Source organism: Acinetobacter sp. PFS20, assembly GCF_052261015.1.
Lineage (GTDB): Bacteria > Pseudomonadota > Gammaproteobacteria > Pseudomonadales > Moraxellaceae > Acinetobacter.
In genome coordinates this window covers 1639309-1658443 of record NZ_JBPVZE010000001.1, presented here as the reverse complement: position 1 = coordinate 1658443, position 19135 = coordinate 1639309, and the positions used below count along the sequence as shown (strand labels likewise).

Here is a 19135-nt window from a genome sequence, read left to right as displayed (position 1 = left end):
TTACGCAAAAATAAAACCAGACTATAAATAGCTGGCTTTGGATTTTTTAGATATTTTAATTAAAGACTTATCATTTGAAGAAAATTAACTTTAAGCCTAATACACTCACAATACTTCCAGCTACTCGGTCAACACCAGTTTTTGCTTTTAAGTACATTGTTCTAGGCTTCTCTGAAGAGAGCAGCATTGCTACACATGAGTACCACCCTGCATCAATCATAAAACAAATCACTGGTAATGCGACGTAGTAATAATTTGGGATTTCTTTTGGTAACAAAGCAGTAAATACACTCGCTAGCACAACTGCAATTTTCGGATTACTTAACTGCGTAATAAGACCATAACGATATGCCTGTTTATAGGTCATTTTTGATTTGCCATCATTTTCCATGGCAATTGGTTCTTTGGCATGTTTAATAATTTTAAAAGCCAGCCAAAGCAAATACAGCCCACCACCAATTTTTAAAATCAAATAAGCAGAAGGCACTGCCAATAAAACGGCTTGTAACCCCATAACAGCTAACAGGCCAAACAGAGCTGCGCCTGTCCCCGTCCCTAATGCTGTAAACAACCCATGTTTACGTGATTTAGAAATTGAATTTTGTGCCACATAAATAAAGCTTGGCCCAGGACTTATTGCTCCAAGCATCAATGCCATCGCAATTGAAAAAAGAGGAATAAGGGACTCAAACATTGTATTGACCTAGCATCACGCAATTGCGCGGTATTCTAACAGCTTTTTATGACGCATATAAAAATGCAGAAGATATAAATGCTGAAAATTGAATTTTCATGTTTTTACAATTTATATCTTCACAACGGACAAAAATGTCCGTTAAATATATAGCCTTTGAAACTCCCCAATTGATGACATGAGTAAACGTCAAAAAATTGCTGCCCATAATCGGGATGAATTACTAAATGCAGCCGAAGAATGTTTTCGTATTCATGGCATTAATGTTCCCTTACAAGTTGTGATTGACCATGCAGGTGTCGGCAGAGCAACTTTTTACCGCAACTTTTGTGATCGCAAGGCTTTAATTAGCGCACTTTTAGAGCGTGCGATTACACAGCTAGAGCAAAAAGCAGGTCATTTTCAACAATTCGAGGACGGTTTATTTCGTTTAATTGAAGGACACATTGGGCAACTTCCCAAGCTCGCAATTTTGCAAGATTTTTGGAGAGTAATTGATCGACAAGACCCAATTATGTTAAAAATTTATGAACGGCGGAATAATGCACTTAACCCACTGATTGAAAATGCGATAGAACAAAAATTGTGCAGATCTGATCTAACTGCCGATGACTATGCAATGGTCACTGCAATGTTGGGTTCTTCATTTCAAGGACATGAGCCAGAAGAACAGACTCGCTTAGCAAAACGGGCAATTGAATTACTATTTCATGGTATTCAAATACAAAAAATTCGAGGGATAGAATGAGTAAAACGCCTCGTTATTTAGAAACACCACCCGACTGGACACCAGAAGAGCAACCGACTCTACCTGGCTCACCGGCAGCTATTGCGCATTCTATACCTAAGCGGTTTATTTACTTCTTTATCGGTTTATTTGTCGCGCTTTCCGCAAGCTTAAGTAATGGTTTTATTACGGCAAACTTACCCTTAATCCAAGGTGAATATGGACTAACACCTTCCGAAGCTGCTTGGCTGCCTGCGGCATATGTCATGGCAAATGTCAGCTCAAACCTGATTTTATTTAAAGCCAGACAACAATATGGCCTGAGAGTATTTTCAGAAATAGGGCTGGTTATTTTTATTGCCGTGCTGGTTTTACATATTTTTGTACATACCTATGAAATGGCTTTATTTGCACGGGTTGTGGCAGGTTTAGCTGGCGCGCCACTGAGCTCATTAGGCATGTATTACACCATGCAAGCCTTTAAAAAAGCAGACATGGCAAAAGGAATATATATCGCTTTCGGCTTTCAACAACTTGGCGTCCCGTTAGCTTGGATTATTTCTCCATTTCTTGTCAGTACAGACAGTTGGTCTGTTCTCTACACTTTCGAACTAGGCCTAGCACTTTGTTGTTTAGCCATGGTCGTTTCATTGAAGTTACCACGTAGCTTACGAATCTATGTTTTTGAAAAGCAGGATTTCTTTACCTTTGCCTTATTGGCTCCTGGCTTTGCCTGCTTATGTATTGTACTCACGCAAGGCCCAATTTTATGGTGGTTTAATAGCGAATGGCTTGCTTACGTCTTAATTGCAGGTTTTAGCTTAGTTGTTTTAGGTTTACTTTATGAACACTATCGCGCCAATCCATTAATTATGACACGTTGGTTAGGTGCATCTTCGACCTTGCGTTTCATTTTTGGTGCTTTTGCTATTCGACTTTTAATGTCTGAACAAAGCTATGCTGCTGTTAACTTCTTAAAAACAATGGGAATGGGTCCTGACCAATTTGTGCCCCTCTATGTTGTCATATTAGTCGGGATTTTAAGCGGAACACTTTTTAGTGCACTGACTTTTTCACGCGAACGAATTATCTTCCACTTACTTTTTGCAGAGTTCCTCATTCTAGTTGCTTGTGGACTAGATTATCACTTAACCAGTGATGTTCGACCTGTGAATTTCTTTGCAAGTCAGTTTTTAGTCGGTTTTGCTGGTGGTCTATTTATTGGTCCATTACTTCTGATTGGCTTTGCGCAAACACTTGCTAAAGGCCCATCTTATGTAGTGACCTTTATCGTATTATTTTCAGCTACCCAAACTTTCGGTGGTCTTGTTGGGTCCTCTTTCTTCTCGACCTATCAACAACATCGTACGCAAAACTATCAGGCAGAGATTATTAAAGATTTAGAACAAGCAGACCCTCTAGTCGCTCAAAGGCTCTCTACCTATCAACGCAGTGCATCAATCACGACTACTGACCCAGCATTACAAACCGCTCAATCTATGCGTTCACTTAATCAAGTGGTCACTCGTGAAGCACAAGTTCGTGCCTACAATGATGTTATTGCTTTAAACGGTATTTTTGCCATCGCCCTACTCTTATGGGGTGGATTTAATATTGCACGTAGTAAATATCTACAACGTAGAGGAATTAGCCGTCCTTAATGGCTTTCGTATTTGATGAAATAGAAATTGAGATTGATATATGTCAGATGATCAAAACAAACCGGAACCAACACCAGCTCAGGCACCCGCCAACGAGCCAACACCTCCACCTGCACCTACAAGTAAACTGATTCCGACAAAACGCTCAACACTGTTATGGATGTTAGGTGTTCTTATTGTCGGTATTTTAGTGATTTTATGGGCATGGAGAATCGGGCCATTTGCAACGAGTGTTCAGCAAACTGACAATAGTTATGTCAAAGGTAAAACCACGATTTTATCGTCACAAATTAATGGTTACGTTAAAGATGTAGTCGTTAAAGACTTTGATCATGTCAAAAAAGGTCAAGTACTCATGCATATTGATGCAACGACTTACGACCAAAAAGTAACACAAGCAGCATCAGGTGTTGAGCAAGCTAAAAATACCTTAGCCAATCAAACGCAATCCATTGCCCAGAAACAAGCTGACATTGTGGCGGCACAAGCCAAAGTGGATCAAGCCAAAGCTCAATATGAACTTTCTTTAGCCCAGCTTAGACGCTATCAACAGCTAGGAAACAGTGGCGCAGCTTCTAAATCTGAGCAAGATAAAGCCGCAGCAGATGCTGAAAATAATCTTGCAGCACTTAAGCAAGCAGAAGCTAATGTATTAGTTGCAAATGAAGCACTTAAAACAGCACAAGTTGCAAAAACTGGTTTAGAAGCACAAGTTTCAAGTGCTAAAGCACAGTTAGACCAAGCACAAACCACCAAAGACTATAGCGTTATTGTTGCTCCGATGGATGGTCAACTTGGTGAAGTTAATCCTCGTGTTGGGCAATATGTAGCAGCAGGCTCACAGTTACTCTACCTCATTCCACAGCAAACTTGGGTGATTGCCAATTTCAAAGAAACCCAAATTGCCAATATGCGAATTGGTCAGAAGGCATGGTTTACAGTCGATGCGATGAAACACAAAAAATTTACAGGACATGTTGAGCAGATCTCGCCTGCCGCTGGCTCCGAGTTCAGTGTGTTAAAACCTGACAATGCGACAGGTAACTTTACTAAAGTTGTGCAACGAATTGCCGTACGCATTACTATTGATCCAAATCAAGAAGGAATGGAGCATTTACGCCCAGGCATGTCAGTGGTTACTTCTGTCGATACAAATTCTTAAACAGCTTTTTAAAGTTCTATTTAAAAAGTTACAATGTGATCAATCATTATTTTCTCAATTTCTAATGTTTGATCACATTGCTCAATCAATTCCCTATCAACATATTCAACTCCCCTATCCCCTGCATCTCGACATTAAGCGGTTAGATTTAATTCACCCTCAAATTTCGGGTAATAAGTTTTTCAAATTAAAATACAATTTGCTTGCCGCAAAACAACAAGCGTTATCAGGCGTTTTGACTTTTGGTGGGGCTTATTCAAATCATATTGCCGCAACTGCGTATGCAGCTCATCTTTTTGGCTTTAAAAGTATAGGCATTATTCGTGGTGAGGAATTAGCAATCCGGCCTCTAAACCCAACCTTAGCAAAAGCTCAAAGTTTAGGAATGCATTTACATTTTGTCTCACGCACTGAATATCGCTTGAGGGATGACGCAACCTACCTTCAACAATTACATAATCAATTTCCTGAAACTTTCATTATTCCTGAAGGTGGTTCTAATGAGCTAGCAGTACAAGGATGTCAGGAAATTCTCAGTCAAAGCGATTTACAAAACTATGATGTAATTTGCTGTGCGGTTGGAACTGGAGGCACAATTTCAGGGCTCATTGAACGAAGTGCACCGCATCAAAAGATTCTAGGATTTTCAGCATTAAAAGGCGACTTTCTACAACAAGACATTCAGCAGTGGACTAATAAACAGAATTGGTCGTTAACAGATGCTTATTGCTGCGGTGGTTATGCAAAAACTTCATCTGATTTACTGACATTTATAGAAAATTTCGAAGAACAATATGCTGTACCCCTTGAACCGATCTATACGGGAAAAATGATGTTCGGTCTGTTTGACCTTATCAAGAACAATTACTTCCCTGAAGGAACTCGCATTCTGGCAATTCATTCTGGTGGTTTACAGGCAGATATAAGAAATAAACCAAGCTACTGACTCACAAATATTTAGGGAGCCTTATTCACCAGAGCTGTAAATGTCTTTAGCATGACTAAGGCTCGGCATGATAGTATATGCCCCTTTTTAATTTTCAAGATTAATCGAGAATCTCTTATGTCTAACAGTCATGTCGATGTCATTGTCTTAGGTGCAGGTGCTTCTGGACTCGTGTTGGCTGCACATGCTGCTAAACGTGGACGCTCGGTTTTAATTTTAGAAAAAGCCAATAAAATTGGTAAAAAGATTTTAATGTCAGGTGGCGGTAAGTGTAACTTTACCAATCTGTATGTCGAACCTGACAACTATATTTCTCATAATCCGCACTTCGTTATTTCTGCCCTGTCACGCTATAGCAACTGGGACTTTATCGGTTTAGTATGTGACTACAAAATTGCCTATGAAGAACGTAAACACGGACAATTATTTACGCTAAACGGCGCTAAAGAAATTTTAGAAATGCTTGTGAGTGAGTGTAATAAAACCAAAAATGTGGATATTCAAACCCATTGCGAAGTTGGCCAAATTACACCCTTAGAAAAAGGTGGGTTTTCACTAAACACCAATCAAGGACATTACACTTGTGATTCTTTAGTTATTGCCACTGGTGGCTTATCCATTCCAACTTTGGGTGGTTCTGGATTTGGCTATGAACTAGCACAAAAATTTGGACATCAAGTTTTTCCAACCCGTGCTGGTTTAGTTCCATTTACTTTTTCAGATCACATTAAAGAAGTGACCACACGTTTAAGTGGTAATGCTTTAGATGTGACGTTAAGCAACTCAAAAAATAGCTTTACTGAAGCATTATTATTTACCCATCGTGGCTTAAGTGGACCAAGTTCTCTACAGCTTTCAAACTATTGGAACTCAGGCGAAAGTTTTAAAATTGACTTTTTCCCAAGCCAAGATTTAGCGACCTATTTAAAAGATAAAAAGAAAGCACAGCCTAAAGTTTTATTACGCACTCTACTTAATGAGTTTACTGCCAAAAGTATTATCCAAGAGTTACAACAACTCATATGGCCAGAACAAAGCGAAATAGCGATTGGCAATATCAGTGATGCACAGCTAGATCATATTGCCGAGCAGCTACATGGTTTTGCAGTTAAACCATCTGGCACAGAAGGATATCGTACCGCTGAAGTTACTTTAGGTGGAATAGATACAACAGAAGTATCTTCTAAGACCATGGAAAGTAAAAAGCAGAAAGGACTGTTTTTTGTTGGAGAAGTGCTTGATGTCACTGGCCACTTAGGGGGCTACAACTTCCAGTGGGCATGGTCTTCTGCCTATGCTGCTGCCCAATATGTATAAGCTAATTTGAGTTTTTCGAACCACTTGATGCTTTCGATGAATCTTGTGGCTGAGAAGTAGTCTGTTTTGAGCTTTCCGACTTACTGAATACAAATTTATAAGCACTTGCTAAAAACCCTACCGTAATTCCGGCAATGACAATCGGTGCTAAAAAACGACCTGGTTTCTTCATCGTATTTTCCTCACTTATTTGTTTTTATAACGGCCAAAAAAGAACGACCACCCAATATAGAGTGGTCGAACTTATCACAAAAATCAAAGATTTTTTGTACTGTTTATCTGAAATTTAATTTAATTCCCTTAAATTTCATCATTTTCGCCTGTAGAACCAAACGGTTTATTCACTGGCGGTTGTGCTGGATTCACCTGTACAGAATCCGCTGGTTTTGCATCAGATGGAGCTGTTGATGGTGGCATTGTTGGTGTAGATGGAGTTGTTGACGTAGTTGTAGCTGGAGTTGAACTACTCGTACTTGAAGGCGGTTGATAAAGAGGATTTGGTTGATTCGCTTCTTTTTTCGCTTTATCAAGTAAATCAGTTAAAAGTCGTTCTGCTGGTTGGCGACCACCTAAACCGAATGCAAGAGCGAAAGCTACGGCAACCGCGCCTAGAGTCAAACCAAATGCAAGGTTAACAATTGAATCTGCAATACCCATCGCTCTTAAACCAAGCGCAAGTACCAGACCAATAATTAAAACACGAACTAAACTAGCTAACCAACGCGAACTATTATATTCACCACGTTGAACTACATTCGCTACAATATTCGCTAACCAGAAACCAATTACTAAAATTACAGCACCCAATAGAATGTTTGCACCGAAATGGATAAACATTGCAATGAGACCACTGATTTGATCGAAACCAAGACGGTCCGCTGCTTCAGATACAGCAAACAGCATAGTAAAGAATACAATTAGCCAGCCAACTGCATTAGAAACTTTAGTTTGACCTAAAAAGCGTTGTACATCTAATTTTGCAGGAATTTCATCAACACCTGTACCTGCAATGAGTTCAGCTACTAAGCGGCCAACAAAACGAGAAACAATATAAGCAACCAGTAAAATTAAACCAGCCGCAATAATGTTTGGAATTGCTTGCAAGATTTCATTTAGCATTGCTGTCGCTGGCTGAGAAATTGTCTCAATACCTAAAGCTTCGAACGCTACAATTAATGTAGTAATAATGATGATGGCAAAAACAAATGAACCTAAGAATTTGCCTACATTAGAGCTTTTAAAAAGACCAATTTTTTCTGCTTGAGCCTGAACACCTAAGCTATTTACTAGACCTTCAACAATACCGCGTACAATTTTTGCCAAGATATAACCAACAAAAACGATAACGCCAGCAATAAAGATATTTGGTAAGAAAGCTACGGCATCATTTACCATATTTTGAACTGGAATGAGTAAGCCTGTAAGTCCTAATATTGACAAAACAATCGGAAGGAAAAGTAACAATACAAGCCAGTAAAGAATTTCACCAATGTTCTGGCTAATTCCACCTACACCCACTTCACTGCTTAACTTATCGTCGAGTTGGGTTCTGGATAAAACATTGGTAATGCCTGCCCGCACCAGTCGAGCAACGATCCAACCAATAAAACCCACCACCACAGCAGCAATAATATTTGGAATGTAGACCAGTACCTGATTTACCATGTTGCTGAATGGGCCACTCACTCCACTAATGTTGAGCACATTTAGAGCCGCGACAACAGCTAAAATCAGAATAAACCAGAATACAACCTTGGAGATCAGACCTTCAATATTTGGCGCTCGCCCAGTAGCTGAAGATAGTTTGGCATTGGTATTTACTTTTTGTAGAAGCTTTTTCACACCTGCTGCTACTAATAAAGCAATTATCCAACCAACCAATAAGATCACTACTGCAGCTAGGATAGGATGAAACTGATCCCAGTAATACATCGCATCAAATTGAGCGCCGCGAGGCCCATCAAAAAATTCATTCATATTGTTATGTCCTCAATTGTTATGTTCTTTTCAGTGTTATCTCTAGGAAACACCATTCGTTGTAAAAAATGACGATGAATGCGGTCTATCTCACATTATGTTTTGAATATTTTCTAATCAACACACTTCTGCACAAATACAACAAATTGATGCAAAAGGTTGCAAAAAAGCCTTCAGGTTTACACCTAAAGGCTTGATATCAAGTTAAACTGATTCGCTTATTACCCCTCATAGGTCTTTAAATTCAAATCAGAACTACCCTTAATTACATGTGGTGTGGTCTCATCTTGAAATGCTCCTTCTTGTTTAGGAGTCTGGTTGTGGTCAGCAACCATATAGACAATAAGTGCAAGAAGAAAAAGCCCAACAATAATTAAAATATAAACTGGCAGTCTTCTTTTTTTCGCAGTTTCTTCAGGACTCGTCACATGAGGTGGTTTTGAAAAGTCATGCATCTTCTTTCCCCTCTTCTATTATCATTAACTTTATATTCATCATAGCAATTTGCTTTGTTGCATTGTGTGAAAAAGCATTATTGGAAGGTGTCTGTAGTTGCAAAACTCTACTTTTAAAATAATAAAAACAGTATAAAATTTGCACACATTAATTTAGACAATTAAAAATAATTTCTCGTTATTCACAAACTTCGTCTATGTCCCATTTGTAATACAATATGTTTTAGCGCTTACTTTTTATAAAATAGGCTATAATAAGCCCCCTAGTTTTAAAGCTGCTCTATTTTATGATGTATCGTCAGCAAAACGTAACTCTTGATCTCGACACTGACGTCACACATCAATGTTATATACACCAGACGAGAGATGAACATCTCATTGGTATTATTGAATTTAATAAACCAAGTTATGAACTCAAATGGGGTGATCTGGAGTATTTTCGTCGCCGTACTGAAGAGTTTTCAGTGATGCCATTTCCTGACTGCATTAACGCCATGATTGTTGATATTCGTAATATCAATATTTTTTTGGACAATGAAGTTCCTATTTTACCTTGGCGTTTACTTGAAGAAGACTGTCCTGTTCGCTTAGTCGTTCCTCAAGATCGTTTGGAACATTATGCTGGCCTTTTTGAACCGACTTGGCTTTCAAGCGATGTAGACAGTGCAATTTCCGAAATTCGTGAATTTATGGATATGTTTGTCCATTAATAAACATATCCATAAAAATAATTTTAAAGTTCTTTTAATTGTCGTTTGTTACCAGTAATTTTCTACTGCAATATTTCCCTCACCTCGACGATTCATCGTCAAACCACGGCGCTTTAAAGCATCTTTCGTGTCATCTACCATTTCTGGGTTTCCACAAAGCATGACATGGCTTGTTGCAGGGCTCAGTTCAATACCAGCAACTTTTTCTAATTCACCATTCTCGATCAAAACTGGCAAACGATCATGTAACTGTGCTGATGGATCACGAGTGATAATTGAAATAAATTTAAAACCGATGTGTCCTTCCCCAAATGTTTCAGCAATTTCTTGAATACGATCGACATAAGCTAATTCAGCTGCAGTACGGACACTGTAGACTAAATTAATCTTTTGATATTTAGACCATGTATCGAAATCTTGTAGCATCGACAAAAAAGGCGCCAAACCCGTACCCGTTGCCAATAACCATAAATCATGTGGTAAAGGCTGTTGATAGCGAGCTAAAGTAAGATAACCATAAGGTATTTTTTCTAAGTAAAGCTCATCTCCTACCTTCAAATGTTGAAGATTAGAGGTAAATGCACCATCAGGCACTACAATCGAGAAAAATTCTAGCGTTTCATCAAATGGAGACGACACTACCGAATAGGCACGAACAACAAGTTCCTCTCCAACTTTCAGTCCAATACGCGCAAATTGCCCAGCCGTAAATTTAAAATGTGCAGGGCGAGTCATGGCGAAACTAAAAAGAGTTGGCGTCCAGCGGTGTACAGATAAAACTTTTTCTACGCTAAATTTTTCAATTGACATGATTTCAACGTGGCATGAAATAGTGCGCTCATGTTAGCATGACAGCCGAAATAATGAATACTTTTAAACGTTAAGGCTTTTTAAACATGCGCATGACATTACGCCAGTTGGCTGTTTTTGTAGCAGTCGCTCAAGAAGGAACTGTCACCAAAGCCAGTGATGCGGTCAGACTGACGCAAAGTGCAGCAAGTATGGCTTTAGCCGATTTAGAGGATGGTCTTGGTGCTCCTCTATTTGATCGTTTAGGTAAACGACTACAACTCAATGATCTTGGTCGTTTTTTATTGCCTCAAGCGCTAGAAATATTAGGTCGCTGTGAAGCTTTTGAGCAAGCTGCAAAAGGTGAGTTACAAAGCATTGATTTACGTATTGGGGCAACTCTAACGATCAGTGATTATCTCATGCCAGATTTAATGGCGAACTTTTTACAGTATCATCCAAAAGCACACCTGCAATTACAGGTAGGCAACACACGCCAAATGATTGAAGCAGTCAATCAGTTTCAGCTTGATTTGGCATTAATTGAAGGCTCATGTCACCTGCCTCAACTTCAATGTATTCACTGGCGAGATGATGAGCTTGCAGTATGCTGCTCCCCTAATCACCCTCTAGCACGTTTAAATCGACCTTTAACAGCAAATGATTTTTATCAAGTTGAATGGATTTTACGTGAGGAAGGTTCGGGAACTCGTGAAGTGTTTGATAATGCTATTTTGCAAGATCTCCCAGATGCCAATATTCGCCTAACTCTAGGTCACAATGAAGCAATCTTGAAAATTGTTGCTGGTGGTTTAGGAATGTCTTGTATCTCTAAACTCGCTATTGAGCCTTTAATTGAAAAAGGACAATTAGTGATTTTAGAAACACCTTTCTGGCAACTCACTCGCCCACTTTACATGTTGGTACATCGTCAAAAATACCAAGGCCCTGGCCTAAAAGCATTCTTACAATTCTGTGAAGATCAAGTTTAAGACCTGATCTTCTAGTGCCATCTTGAGTCATTCTCACATGGCTCACCATTTTATTATTTATTAGTTAAGACAATTAAGGGAAGCTACCACCTCCCTTAATTTTGCATTACTTATTCAAAACGTTGTCAATAATCATCTCTGTCCGTCACAGCTAAACTCGACAACAAGCTAGCCTTGAAGATGGAGAGTCTCTATTAACGTCGAAAATGTGATAACAACTCTGACGTAATCGCTTTATTATGATCAGCGATTTTATTCTTTTTTGTTTTAGCCGGATTAGGATCGATACGCTCGATCTTGATAGCCTTAAATTTCCCCTGATTATCTGCCGCAAGAAATCTCACTTTTTCATTTCTTTTTGGCTCACCTTCGGATGCAGGGAAATCAGAAATATGAAAGAAAATATCTCCTTCCGTAGTCGAAATAAAGCCAAATCCCTTATCAGGATCATATTGTTTAACCTTTCCGGTATAAAATTCTTGCTTCATGATCTTTACCTTACTTTTTCAATACTGTCATTACAGCAGAAAATTAAAAAGAGACTTTCAATCCGCCCTCAAAACTTTACGGTTTGATTAAGTCTCTTTTATCGTTATTTCAAAAATTAGTCTTTTTGGACACTACCAAAAATTTTATCGCCCGCATCACCTAAGCCAGGAACAATATAGCCTTGTTCATTTAAGCCATTATCAATAGATGCTGTATAAATCTGTACATCTGGATGAGCTGCTTCAACTTTAGCAACACCTTCTGGAGCAGCAACTAATACCATAACACGTATATCTTTACAGCCACTCGCCTTTAATACATCAATCGCAGCAACTAATGAATTACCTGTTGCCAACATTGGGTCGATAATCATTGCAAGACGATTAGCGACATCTGGAACGAGTTTTTTATAATAAGTACGAACTTCTAGTGTTTCTTCATTACGCTCAAGACCTAAAACACTTACTTTTGCACTTGGAATCAGATTAAGTACGCCATCCAGCATACCAATTCCTGCACGTAAAATCGGTACAATCGTTATTTTTTTACCTGCAATACGTTGTGTAGTAACAGTTCCAGCCCATCCAGCAATTTCACAATCCACCACTGGTAAATCTTTTGTTGCTTCATACGTCAACAACATAGTCACTTCCTGAGCAAGCTCACGGAAATTCTTAGTACTGATGTCAGAACGACGCAACAAACCTAATTTATGACGAATAAGTGGGTGACGAATTTCTTGAATGGCCACAGATGTTACCTAAAAATATAAAAACGTATTTATTATAATCTTTTTTTAATGCTCAATAAAAAAAAGCCTCCAGATTTGGAGGCTTTTTTGTACACTAGAATTAGTGTTGTTGTGAAAGCATGAAATGTAATGGAGATAAAATTTCTGCTTTTAATGCTAAATTAATCATTGGATCTGGATATACACCCAAAATAATAACTAATGCAGCAGCAGCTAATACCATTAAACCACCTACTTTTTGACCCCAATGAGCATCTGCATCAATACGAGGAGTTTCTGGTGGTGTCATATACATTACAACCATCACACGTAAGTAATAGTACAAACCAATACCACTACCCACAATAATCATTGCAGCCAAGAACCAGTGTTGAGTTGTTACAGCAGCCATTACAACCAAGAACTTACCAATGAAGCCTGCTGTTAATGGAATACCAGCCAAAGATAACATCATGACTGTTAAAGTTGCTGTAAGTACTGGACGACGCCAGAACAAACCACGGTAGTCTGCAAGACTTTGTGCTTCATCTACGTTGTTATATGGGCTAGACATTAACGCTACAGCACCAAAAGCACCGATAGTTGTTAATACGTAAGACACCACATATACAGTTACACTACCCAAGCTCGCATAAGTCATGCTAATTAAAGCAATTAACAAATAACCAAAATGAGCAATAGATGAATAACCAAGGATACGTTTTAAGTTAACTTGACGAACAGCGAGTAAGTTACCAACTAAAATCGACAATACTGCAATGATTGTCAAAATAGTAACTAACGAATCCACCATAATTGCGCCTGAAGCAAGCATATAGCGCACGAACAAACCAATGGTTGCAACTTTAGCAGCAGTCGCCAAGAAAGTTGCCATTGGTGCTGGTGCACCTGCATATACATCTGGTGTCCATTTATGGAACGGCGCAAGCGATAATTTAAACGCAACAGCAAAGATAATGAGTGCTAAACCTAATAACACCATTGGCTGTTTAATTGCGCCAAATAAAGCCTGTACAGAATCATAGAATGAAAGTGAACCAGTATATGCATAGATATATGCCATACCCATCAACAACATTGCAGAAGCTGTCGCTGAAAGTACAAGATATTTAATACCAGCTTCAAGTGAACTACTACGTTGATAAGTATAAGCAAGTAAGCCGTATACAGGGATCGACATTAACTCGAGGCTAATGAAGAACGATGCATAGTGAGAACTTGCAACCATCAACATTGCACCTGCTACCGAAGCAAGTAACAAAAGATAGAGTTCTTCGCGATTGTCTTTATAGGTTTCGATGTAAGCGTGAGACAAAGTACAACAAGCCAAAGCTGCAATCAAAATCATAAATTGATAGAACATGGTAAATGGATCAACCATAAACATGCCCATCACATTTGCCGGTACAAACTTACCGCCAAATACCGCAAATAAAATATAAAGTGCAGCGAGGTTTAAACCAACAACAGAAGCTGTTGCGATTAAATTATGATTACGCTTAATTGAAATTAACAGCATGACGACGATTGTTGTTAAAGCAACAATCATCACCGGAGCTAAAGGCATAAGCGTAGCGAATGATACTGTGAAGTTCATGATTATTGGATCTCCACATGGTCAAGTTGAGTAGCTGTTTGCTGAACAGTGTCAACGACTTCTTGAACTGGCACATAACTATTGACGAACCACTGCATGCTTGAATGAGATACATCCAAGAATGTTTGTGGGTAGATACCAAGCCAAACGAGACCAATCGCACAAATCATCAAAATACCAACTTCACGAGCAGATAAGTCTTTTAGTGGACTAGTGTAGTGTTGCTTTTGTTCAGGATTTGGTTCACCAAACAAAGCGCGGTGAATCAAAATCAAGCCGTATAAGCCTGCAAATACAAGGCTGATAGAAGCAAGAATCGTGAATACAGGATATTTATTAAATGAACCCATCAAAATCAGGAATTCACCAATAAAGTTACCTAAACCTGGCACACCAACAAGAGCAGCAACAAAGAACATCAAGAAAAATGGCAAGTACTGAAGCTGGCCACGAAGACCACCCATTAAACGCAAGTCACGTGTATGTAAACGTTCGTAGATTTGACCAGACATAATGAACAATGCAGCTGATGACAAACCATGTGCCAACATCATGATCATTAGACCTTGGAAGGTCAAAATGTTACCTGCGTAGATCGCAAGTAAAATAAAGCCCATGTGTGAAATCGACGTATACGCAAGTAAACGTTTCATGTCAGTTTGCTGGTAAGCACACCATGCACCGTAGAAAATACCAATCAAACCGAAAATAATCGCAATGTCTGCAAACTGAGCAGAAGCTGTCGGGAAGAATGGAATAACAAAACGAAGCAAGCCATACGCAGCTGTTTTAATCAAGATACCCGCTAAGTCTACAGAACCTGCTGTAGGTGCTTGAGCATGCGCATCTGGTAACCAACCGTGTAATGGGAACACTGGTAACTTCACCGCAAAACCGATGAAGAAACAGATCATGAAACCGTACGCTAAGCCAGGCGGTAAGTGGTTAGCTACAGCTAATAAATAGTTGTAATCGAAACCGATCATACCTGTCATCATGTAGCCATAAACTACAAGACCAAGGATACCGATTAACATCACTAAACCAGCGATTTGCGTGTAAAGGAAGAACTTAGTAGCTGCGTAAACACGTGAACGACCGTTTGAACCTTTATGACCCCATAACGCAATCAGGAAGTAGATTGGTACAAGCATCATCTCCCAGAAGAAGAAGAACAAGAACAGGTCAATCGCTAAGAATACACCGATAACGCCACCTAAACTCCATAAAAGGTTTAAGTGGAAGAAACCAACGTTCTTTTGAATTTCGCCCCATGAACAACCAACAGCAAGTACACCAAGTAACGCTGTTAATAACACCATGAGTAACGATAAGCCATCCACAGCTAAATGAATGCCGATACCGAGTGATTGAATCCACGGTAAATAGAACTCAGCAGACCAAGTTGGGATTTTTGAACCCATCTCATAGCTATAAGTTCCATTTTGCCAAAGTGCAAGACCTAGGCCCAAAGTAATGAGCATACCAATTAAGGCAATCCAGCGTGGCAAGGTTTTGTCGAGCTTATCGACTAACCAACAAATAAAACCAGCAATGAACGGAACAAGGATCAGCGCGGGTAAAATTAAATTGTTTTCCATTTTATTTCCCCACTACCTGAATAACGATCAAGATCATCAATAACACCACTACACCGAGTGACATACTTGATGCGTATTCACGCAATGAACCGGTTTGACGTGAGCTTGTAAAACTGTTTCCGCCTTTAACAAGTGCAGGAAGAACTAACCACAAACTGTCAATCGGGTCACGGCCAAAGATTTTGGCGAAGAATAAATAAGGTTTAACAAAAACGATGTCATACAATGCATCAAAACCAAAAGCGGTACGGCAAATATGTGCCAAACCTGAACCCAAACTTGTTTGAGCAAATGATTTCACTGCACCATAAGCAAATGTAAATAATGCTATACCAACAACTAAACCAACTAGCGCAATTCCTACTGCTAAATGCTCTGCCCCATGCATGCCTTCAACGAATTGTTCAGCCACATGGAATTCAGGAATTTTTGCAGTATTAAGAATACCAGCTACAGGTGCTTTTAATACGGCACCAACAAAAGTAGACAGTACAGCTAAAATGCCCAATGGAGCCCAGTAAGTTGCACCTTTAATTTCATGGTAAGGCGTGTTTTCTTGACCAAAGAATACAACCCAGATTAAACGGAATGTATAGATTGAAGTCAGGAATGCACCTGCTACACCCACCCAATATAAAGTGTGATATAGAGCAACTGATTGACCTTGTACCCAAACTTCACCAAGAATCGCATCTTTAGAGAAGAAGCCAATGGTCAAGAATGGAATCGCTGCTAATGCACCGCCACCAATCGCGAAACAAGCAAATAGGAATTTGTTACGTTTGAACAAACCACCCATTTTGAAGATGTTTTGCTCGTGGTGGTAAGCCAAAATCACCGCGCCAGAAGACAAGAATAATAATGCCTTAAAGAATGCGTGAGCCAACATGTGGAATAAGCCAGCTTGATACGCTTCCGCACCTACAGCCATAAACATATAACCTAACTGACTCATTGTTGAGTAAGCCAAAATACGTTTGATGTCTGTTTGAACGAGTGCAGCAAAACCTGCAACTAACAAAGTTACCGCGCCAGTTACTGAAATGAATTGCATCACTTCAGGAGCAAGTTCAAATACGCTGAATAGACGACAGCATAAGTACACACCAGCCGTTACCATTGTTGCAGCGTGGATCAATGCTGAAACAGGTGTTGGACCTGCCATTGCATCTGCCAACCATGTTTGCAATGGAATTTGCGCAGATTTACCAGCAGCCCCCAAGAACAACATTAATGCAGTCCAGATCGTAAGAGACGAACTCTTCGTCATTACTTCTGCTGCGTGTTCAACGATGTACTGAGTATTCAGCGTGCCAAATTGTTGGTAAAGCAAGAATAAAGCGATAAGTAAGAATACGTCACCTACGCGGGTAACTGTAAATGCTTTGATCGCAGCCCAACCATTTGCAGGGTTTGCATAATAGAAACCGATCAGCAAATAAGAGCAAAGACCTACACCTTCCCAACCTAAGAATAACAACGCTAAGTTGTCGCCCAATACAAGCACAAGCATGCTGGCAACAAACAGGTTGAAATAAGAGAAGAAACGCGCATAACCTTCTTCACCACGCATGTACCATGATGCAAAGATATGGATTAAGAAACCAACACCTGTCACCATGCCCATCATGAGTAAAGATAAGCCATCTAAATGTAAGCTAATGCCTGGTGCAAAACCACCAACATTGAACCATGTCCACAGATTTTGAACAAAAACTTGCTGACCACTTGTGGTAAATGCCATTCCAGCAATTAGTGCAAATAATGCAGATAAACCTACAGAACCTACACCAATAATTGCTGCAACATTTTCAGAGAGTTTGTCTCGTCCCGCCGCCAATAAAATAAAACCGATTAGCGGAAATAATACTGTTAGATATAAATAACTCATCCGCGCATCTCACTAGCAGCATCCACATCCAAATGATGGAAGCGATGATAGAACTGAAGGACAATCGCAAGACCGATACATGCCTCTGCTGCTGCAAGGGTCAAAATCAGGATGAACATCACTTGTCCATCTGGTTGTGCCCATACGCTACCCGCAAGAACAAATGCCAATGCTGCAGCATTCATCATGATCTCAAGGCTCATTAACATAAATAATAGGTTGCGTCGCACCATTACACCGTAAAAACCGAGTGCAAAAAGGATGGTTGCAACAATCAAACCATGTTCTAAAGGAATCTGGCCCATTATTCTTTTTCCTCTTCTGCACCTGGTTCACGTTTACCTAAGTGGTATGCTGCAACAAGGGCTGCTAGCAATAACATCGCGGCAACTTCAACCAATAATAAATAGTGAGTAAAGAGTGCTTGACCAACTACTTTTGGTCCAATCACTTGTGCCCCAAGCGGTGCTGAAATAGTAGTGTATTCACCACCAAGCATCCAAACTAAAAGCAAGCCGAGTAAGAAACTCATGAGTGCTGGATATGCCCAAGCATCTGAAGAAAGCCATTTACGTTCTTGTTCAACAGTGTGTTGACCTAAGTTAAGCATCATCACAACGAATACGAACAGAACCATAATTGCTCCGGCATAGACGATGATTTCAAGAGCACCTGCAAAAGGCGCCCCCACGATCATGAAAATACCAGCAACAGCAAGCAATGAAACAATTAGACTAAGTAAAGCGTGTACAGGGTTCGTGTTAGTCACTACACGAACCGTAGAAACGATGGCCACGAGTGCCATCAAATAAAACGGCCACATCATGGTAATAGACTCCGTACATCGATTGGTGCACTTTCTTTTTGTGCTTGACCTTTCTCTTTACCGTTAATCGCCATACCCGTTACACGGTAGAAGTTGTAGTCTGGGTATTTTCCCGGACCTGAAATGAGTAAGTTTTCTTTCTCATAAACAAGGTCTTGACGTACGTATTCGCCTAACTCGAAGTCTGGTGTGAGCTGAATTGCAGTGGTTGGACAAGCTTCTTCACACATACCGCAGAAAATACAACGTGAAAAGTTGATGCGGAAAAATTCCGGATACCAACGTCCATCTTCTGTTTCTGCTTTTTGTAGTGAGATACAGCCAACTGGACACGCAACCGCACATAGGTTACATGCCACACAACGCTCTTCCCCATCTGGGTCACGCGTTAACACAATACGACCACGAAAGCGTGGCGGCACAATCTGTTCAGCCGGTACTTCTGGATATAAAATCGTGTCACGTTTACGCGTTACATGGCTAAATACCATAAACAACGAACGTACAATCGATCCGAATCCAGCTAGAAATTTATACATTTTGTACTCCC

The 19135-nt window shown here is 39.8% G+C and carries 20 protein-coding genes; 7 read left to right on the top strand and 13 right to left on the bottom strand.

Annotated features, from left to right (window positions below):
• Positions 1–70: 70 nt before the first annotated feature.
• Positions 71–694 carry a LysE family translocator gene (locus ACS125_RS07835; protein ID WP_013198835.1) on the bottom strand — a complete coding sequence of 208 codons (624 nt, stop codon included), beginning with the start codon at positions 692–694 and terminating at the stop codon, positions 71–73.
• A 178-nt stretch (positions 695–872) separates the two neighbouring features.
• Here ACS125_RS07835 and ACS125_RS07830 point away from each other — a divergent pair, with 178 nt between their 5' ends.
• The 5 genes from ACS125_RS07830 to ACS125_RS07810 all read left to right on the top strand — a co-directional run bounded on the left by ACS125_RS07830 (position 873) and on the right by ACS125_RS07810 (position 6507).
• Positions 873–1442 carry a TetR/AcrR family transcriptional regulator gene (locus tag ACS125_RS07830; protein ID WP_443271386.1) on the top strand — a complete coding sequence of 190 codons (570 nt, stop codon included), beginning with the start codon at positions 873–875 and terminating at the stop codon, positions 1440–1442.
• Positions 1439–3082: an MFS transporter gene (locus ACS125_RS07825; protein WP_443271384.1), complete on the top strand. Its 1644-nt coding sequence runs from the start codon at positions 1439–1441 to the stop codon at positions 3080–3082. Before ACS125_RS07830 ends, ACS125_RS07825 begins: the two co-directional genes overlap by 4 nt.
• A gap of 40 nt (positions 3083–3122) precedes the next feature.
• Positions 3123–4244, top strand: coding sequence for an HlyD family secretion protein (locus ACS125_RS07820; protein WP_443271382.1), 1122 nt, complete (start codon positions 3123–3125; stop codon positions 4242–4244).
• A gap of 64 nt (positions 4245–4308) precedes the next feature.
• Complete coding sequence (locus ACS125_RS07815) at positions 4309–5190, top strand: 1-aminocyclopropane-1-carboxylate deaminase/D-cysteine desulfhydrase (RefSeq protein WP_443271380.1); 882 nt, start codon at positions 4309–4311, stop codon at positions 5188–5190.
• 117 nt (positions 5191–5307) lie between these two features.
• Positions 5308–6507: an NAD(P)/FAD-dependent oxidoreductase gene (locus ACS125_RS07810; protein WP_443271378.1), complete on the top strand. Its 1200-nt coding sequence runs from the start codon at positions 5308–5310 to the stop codon at positions 6505–6507.
• A 1-nt stretch (position 6508) separates the two neighbouring features.
• Here the strand turns inward: ACS125_RS07810 and ACS125_RS07805 are convergent, their stop codons facing one another.
• From ACS125_RS07805 to ACS125_RS07795, 3 genes are all read right to left on the bottom strand, one after another.
• Complete coding sequence (locus ACS125_RS07805) at positions 6509–6679, bottom strand: hypothetical protein (RefSeq protein ID WP_443271376.1); 171 nt, start codon at positions 6677–6679, stop codon at positions 6509–6511.
• Positions 6680–6807: 128 nt separating this feature from the next.
• On the bottom strand, positions 6808–8484 hold the full coding sequence (locus ACS125_RS07800; protein ID WP_443271374.1) for a mechanosensitive ion channel: 1677 nt from the start codon (positions 8482–8484) through the stop codon (positions 6808–6810).
• 221 nt (positions 8485–8705) lie between these two features.
• On the bottom strand, positions 8706–8939 hold the full coding sequence (locus tag ACS125_RS07795) for a hypothetical protein (RefSeq protein ID WP_443271372.1): 234 nt from the start codon (positions 8937–8939) through the stop codon (positions 8706–8708).
• A gap of 290 nt (positions 8940–9229) precedes the next feature.
• Here ACS125_RS07795 and ACS125_RS07790 point away from each other — a divergent pair, with 290 nt between their 5' ends.
• Positions 9230–9649, top strand: a complete 420-nt coding sequence (locus ACS125_RS07790) for a hypothetical protein (RefSeq protein WP_171056780.1) — start codon at positions 9230–9232, stop codon at positions 9647–9649.
• Between the two features lie 48 nt (positions 9650–9697).
• Here ACS125_RS07790 and ACS125_RS07785 read toward each other — a convergent pair whose 3' ends face one another.
• A complete protein-coding gene (locus tag ACS125_RS07785; protein WP_443271370.1) occupies positions 9698–10459 on the bottom strand; it encodes a ferredoxin--NADP reductase in 762 nt (253 codons plus the stop codon).
• A gap of 86 nt (positions 10460–10545) precedes the next feature.
• Between ACS125_RS07785 and gigC the strand changes: the two genes are divergently transcribed.
• On the top strand, positions 10546–11430 hold the full coding sequence (gigC, locus tag ACS125_RS07780) for a LysR family transcriptional regulator GigC (RefSeq protein ID WP_004794306.1): 885 nt from the start codon (positions 10546–10548) through the stop codon (positions 11428–11430).
• Positions 11431–11624: 194 nt separating this feature from the next.
• Here gigC and ACS125_RS07775 read toward each other — a convergent pair whose 3' ends face one another.
• The 8 genes from ACS125_RS07775 to nuoI form a co-directional block, all read right to left on the bottom strand.
• Entirely contained in the window at positions 11625–11918 is a 294-nt protein-coding gene (locus tag ACS125_RS07775; RefSeq protein ID WP_004794308.1) for a cold shock domain-containing protein, read from the bottom strand.
• Positions 11919–12034: 116 nt separating this feature from the next.
• Positions 12035–12670 (bottom strand): uracil phosphoribosyltransferase, encoded by a 636-nt coding sequence (upp, locus tag ACS125_RS07770; protein ID WP_004794310.1) that lies wholly within the window; start codon positions 12668–12670, stop codon positions 12035–12037.
• Between the two features lie 100 nt (positions 12671–12770).
• The gene (nuoN, locus tag ACS125_RS07765; RefSeq protein WP_004794312.1) at positions 12771–14267 is read right to left on the bottom strand and encodes an NADH-quinone oxidoreductase subunit NuoN; all 1497 of its coding nucleotides are present in this window, start codon (positions 14265–14267) and stop codon (positions 12771–12773) included.
• A 2-nt stretch (positions 14268–14269) separates the two neighbouring features.
• Positions 14270–15868, bottom strand: coding sequence for an NADH-quinone oxidoreductase subunit M (gene nuoM, locus ACS125_RS07760; RefSeq protein WP_004794314.1), 1599 nt, complete (start codon positions 15866–15868; stop codon positions 14270–14272).
• 1 nt (position 15869) lies between these two features.
• The gene (gene nuoL, locus ACS125_RS07755) at positions 15870–17759 is read right to left on the bottom strand and encodes an NADH-quinone oxidoreductase subunit L (RefSeq protein WP_004794316.1); all 1890 of its coding nucleotides are present in this window, start codon (positions 17757–17759) and stop codon (positions 15870–15872) included.
• Positions 17756–18064 carry an NADH-quinone oxidoreductase subunit NuoK gene (gene nuoK, locus ACS125_RS07750; RefSeq protein WP_000529822.1) on the bottom strand — a complete coding sequence of 103 codons (309 nt, stop codon included), beginning with the start codon at positions 18062–18064 and terminating at the stop codon, positions 17756–17758. The genes nuoL and nuoK overlap by 4 nt, the downstream gene beginning before the upstream one ends.
• Positions 18064–18582 (bottom strand): NADH-quinone oxidoreductase subunit J, encoded by a 519-nt coding sequence (gene nuoJ / locus ACS125_RS07745; protein WP_014205902.1) that lies wholly within the window; start codon positions 18580–18582, stop codon positions 18064–18066. Before nuoJ ends, nuoK begins: the two co-directional genes overlap by 1 nt.
• Positions 18582–19124, bottom strand: coding sequence for an NADH-quinone oxidoreductase subunit NuoI (nuoI, locus tag ACS125_RS07740; RefSeq protein ID WP_004794319.1), 543 nt, complete (start codon positions 19122–19124; stop codon positions 18582–18584). The genes nuoJ and nuoI overlap by 1 nt, the downstream gene beginning before the upstream one ends.
• Positions 19125–19135 lie beyond the last annotated feature (11 nt).

Coding starts and splice junctions, on each gene's coding strand:
- nuoJ (WP_014205902.1), bottom strand. CDS start 18,582: ATGTGGCCGTTTTATTTGATGGCACTCGTGGCCATCGTTTCTACGGTT.
- ACS125_RS07815 (WP_443271380.1), top strand. CDS start 4,309: ATGTTTGATCACATTGCTCAATCAATTCCCTATCAACATATTCAACTC.
- gigC (WP_004794306.1), top strand. CDS start 10,546: ATGCGCATGACATTACGCCAGTTGGCTGTTTTTGTAGCAGTCGCTCAA.
- nuoL (WP_004794316.1), bottom strand. CDS start 17,759: ATGAGTTATTTATATCTAACAGTATTATTTCCGCTAATCGGTTTTATT.
- nuoN (WP_004794312.1), bottom strand. CDS start 14,267: ATGAACTTCACAGTATCATTCGCTACGCTTATGCCTTTAGCTCCGGTG.
- nuoI (WP_004794319.1), bottom strand. CDS start 19,124: ATGTATAAATTTCTAGCTGGATTCGGATCGATTGTACGTTCGTTGTTT.
- ACS125_RS07795 (WP_443271372.1), bottom strand. CDS start 8,939: ATGCATGACTTTTCAAAACCACCTCATGTGACGAGTCCTGAAGAAACT.
- ACS125_RS07805 (WP_443271376.1), bottom strand. CDS start 6,679: ATGAAGAAACCAGGTCGTTTTTTAGCACCGATTGTCATTGCCGGAATT.
- ACS125_RS07810 (WP_443271378.1), top strand. CDS start 5,308: ATGTCTAACAGTCATGTCGATGTCATTGTCTTAGGTGCAGGTGCTTCT.
- ACS125_RS07825 (WP_443271384.1), top strand. CDS start 1,439: ATGAGTAAAACGCCTCGTTATTTAGAAACACCACCCGACTGGACACCA.
- nuoM (WP_004794314.1), bottom strand. CDS start 15,868: ATGGAAAACAATTTAATTTTACCCGCGCTGATCCTTGTTCCGTTCATT.
- ACS125_RS07790 (WP_171056780.1), top strand. CDS start 9,230: ATGTATCGTCAGCAAAACGTAACTCTTGATCTCGACACTGACGTCACA.
- ACS125_RS07785 (WP_443271370.1), bottom strand. CDS start 10,459: ATGTCAATTGAAAAATTTAGCGTAGAAAAAGTTTTATCTGTACACCGC.
- ACS125_RS07835 (WP_013198835.1), bottom strand. CDS start 694: ATGTTTGAGTCCCTTATTCCTCTTTTTTCAATTGCGATGGCATTGATG.
- nuoK (WP_000529822.1), bottom strand. CDS start 18,064: ATGGGCCAGATTCCTTTAGAACATGGTTTGATTGTTGCAACCATCCTT.
- ACS125_RS07820 (WP_443271382.1), top strand. CDS start 3,123: ATGTCAGATGATCAAAACAAACCGGAACCAACACCAGCTCAGGCACCC.
- ACS125_RS07800 (WP_443271374.1), bottom strand. CDS start 8,484: ATGAATGAATTTTTTGATGGGCCTCGCGGCGCTCAATTTGATGCGATG.
- ACS125_RS07775 (WP_004794308.1), bottom strand. CDS start 11,918: ATGAAGCAAGAATTTTATACCGGAAAGGTTAAACAATATGATCCTGAT.
- ACS125_RS07830 (WP_443271386.1), top strand. CDS start 873: ATGAGTAAACGTCAAAAAATTGCTGCCCATAATCGGGATGAATTACTA.